We start from the raw sequence: 1,937 nt of genomic DNA on the forward strand, positions 1-1,937 counted from the left end.
GCCGCGCTCGCGGGTCGGGCGCAGGCCGCCGCCGTGCCTTTCCGGGCGCTGGTGGCCGACTGCGCCTACGGCGACAACGCGGCCTTCACCGCTGAACTGTGGGCCGCCGGGCTGCCGTTCGTGCTCGCGCTCAAGCCACACCAGGGCTTCTGGGCCCTTGCCGATGAGGCACACACGCCGATCGACGCCGCCCGCGAGCTGGAGTGGGCAGGTCCGCACGCACCGGGTGCCTGGAGCAAGGTCGTGCGGCGGTTTCGCGACGGCCACACCACCGTGTGGTGGGCCGCCGACGCGGCCTTGGGCGGCTACGGCCCGCACCAGGCGGTCCGGCTGATCGTCGCGACCGCCGACCCGGCGACGCTGCCGGCCAAGGCGACCTGGTATCTGGCCACCAACCTGCCCCGCCCCGGCGGTCCGCGTGCCGCCCTCTCGCCCCATCCGCCAGCCGACCTCGCCGAGATCGTGCGCCTCTACGGCCTGCGCACCTGGATCGAGCAGGGCTACAAGCAGGTCAAGGACGAGCTCGGCTGGGCCGATTTTCAGGTCCGCTCCGATGCCGCGATCCGCCGCCACTGGGCCCTGGTGATGTGCGCGTTCACCTTCTGCTGGCATGCCCGGCCCGCCGACTCGGCCCCGTCACCGCAGGTTCCGCCCGCCCCGGCCGACGCCGCCAGCGGAGAGAGGGGGGCCCACCATCACGGTGCCATCGGTGCCACTGTGCCGGCCTCGGGCCGTCCGCTACGTCCGCGGCTGGCTGACCCCCTGCGCACTGCTGCAACGCTGGTGGCGCACCTGGTCGACCAGGCCCCCGCCCGCTGAACTACAAGCCCTGATCACAGCCGTCACCGCAGGACGGCCCCTCAATCCCTACGCCCCGCCCTAACAAACCACCGACTAGAGCAGCACGGACTGCGGCGCTTGGGGTAGTACCCAGAGCCGGGGACACGAGTGTGGCGCACAAGGCGTACGAGGATCTCCACCGCTTCGCTTCACGTCCGCATCGCCGTCCCTTGTCGGCGAACACGCTCCGCGGCGGCCCGCAACGCCACACCTTCGCCGTAGCGGCCAAGCTGCTGTGGTGGGTGGTCCCCCATCCCGGCTGATCAGGTCATGGACCGTGACGATGCCAGGCTGGTTCAGCCGTGCCGCCGAACGCGCTTCGCGCAGCGCCCGCTGCGCCGCACCTGACGCAGTGCGGCGTACATCCCGGCAGGCAAGATGACCTCCTTGACCGCGACGTCACGCTCCAGCGACTCAGACGCCAAGGCCAGGCTGAACCGCAGCCGGGGATCAGGTGCCGCTGTCACTGGTGACCTTGACGGCGGCGCCGAGGCCGGGTGCCGCCGTCAAGGCCAGCTCGTGGGCGTGGGCCCGCTCTGCGTTCTTCGCGACCACGATGCCCGCGCGATCGGGTGTCAGAGAGGCGTGGACAACGGCGTACCGAGCGGCCACCGCCTCGTATGCGGCGATCGCCTCGGTGGGGAGGGCGCCGTTGAAGTCGGTCCCGACGGAGATTCCGGGCCGCGCGTCGCGCCCCGTGCGGACTTCCAGGGACATCACGTTCGACAGGGGCTGGTGCTGCTCGCCGTCGGTGACCATGTCCTTGAACAGCGTTATCGCGTCGGTGGCGTCGACCGCGGTGAGCTCGATCTGCCAGCGGCCAGTCTCTTTCGTGGACGCGTCGTCGATGTCGCCGGTCAGCATCCGGTCGTCGGCCGTCAGCGACCGCCACAGCGCCAGTACCTCATCGGTGCGTCCCTGGTCCGCGACGACGGTGAAGGTGACGGTGCCCGCCGTGATCCGGCCGGTGATCGTGTCGTTCTCCGTACCGACGAGCGTGCGATGCGACTTGGCGGCCGCGGCGGGCGGTCTCCTCGTTCAAGGGAGCGTCATCGTGACGCTGCCCGGGATCGCGGCGAACGCATCACGGAGGCGGG

4 protein-coding genes are annotated in these 1,937 nt (G+C 71.2%); 2 read left to right on the forward strand and 2 right to left on the reverse strand.

Annotated features, from left to right (window positions below; genetic code table 11):
• A partial coding sequence (locus tag ACSDR0_RS50285; protein ID WP_435296079.1) for an IS701 family transposase occupies positions 1-819 on the forward strand: 819 nt, incomplete at its 5' end.
• A gap of 317 nt (positions 820-1,136) precedes the next feature.
• On the opposite strand, the gene ACSDR0_RS50290 is transcribed toward ACSDR0_RS50285, so the two are convergent.
• Together ACSDR0_RS50290 and ACSDR0_RS50295 are read right to left on the reverse strand one after the other, a co-directional pair.
• A complete protein-coding gene (locus tag ACSDR0_RS50290) occupies positions 1,137-1,307 on the reverse strand; it encodes a hypothetical protein (protein WP_435296080.1) in 171 nt (56 codons plus the stop codon).
• The gene (locus ACSDR0_RS50295; RefSeq protein WP_435296081.1) at positions 1,291-1,704 is read right to left on the reverse strand and encodes a hypothetical protein; all 414 of its coding nucleotides are present in this window, start codon (positions 1,702-1,704) and stop codon (positions 1,291-1,293) included. The genes ACSDR0_RS50290 and ACSDR0_RS50295 overlap by 17 nt, the downstream gene beginning before the upstream one ends.
• Here ACSDR0_RS50295 and ACSDR0_RS50300 point away from each other — a divergent pair.
• Positions 1,688-1,937, forward strand: a 250-nt coding sequence (locus ACSDR0_RS50300; RefSeq protein WP_435296082.1) for a hypothetical protein, incomplete at its 3' end; no start/stop codon positions are given. The genes ACSDR0_RS50295 and ACSDR0_RS50300 overlap by 17 nt on opposite strands.

It is taken from the genome of Streptosporangium sp. G11 (assembly GCF_051192615.1).
Lineage (GTDB): Bacteria > Actinomycetota > Actinomycetes > Streptosporangiales > Streptosporangiaceae > Streptosporangium.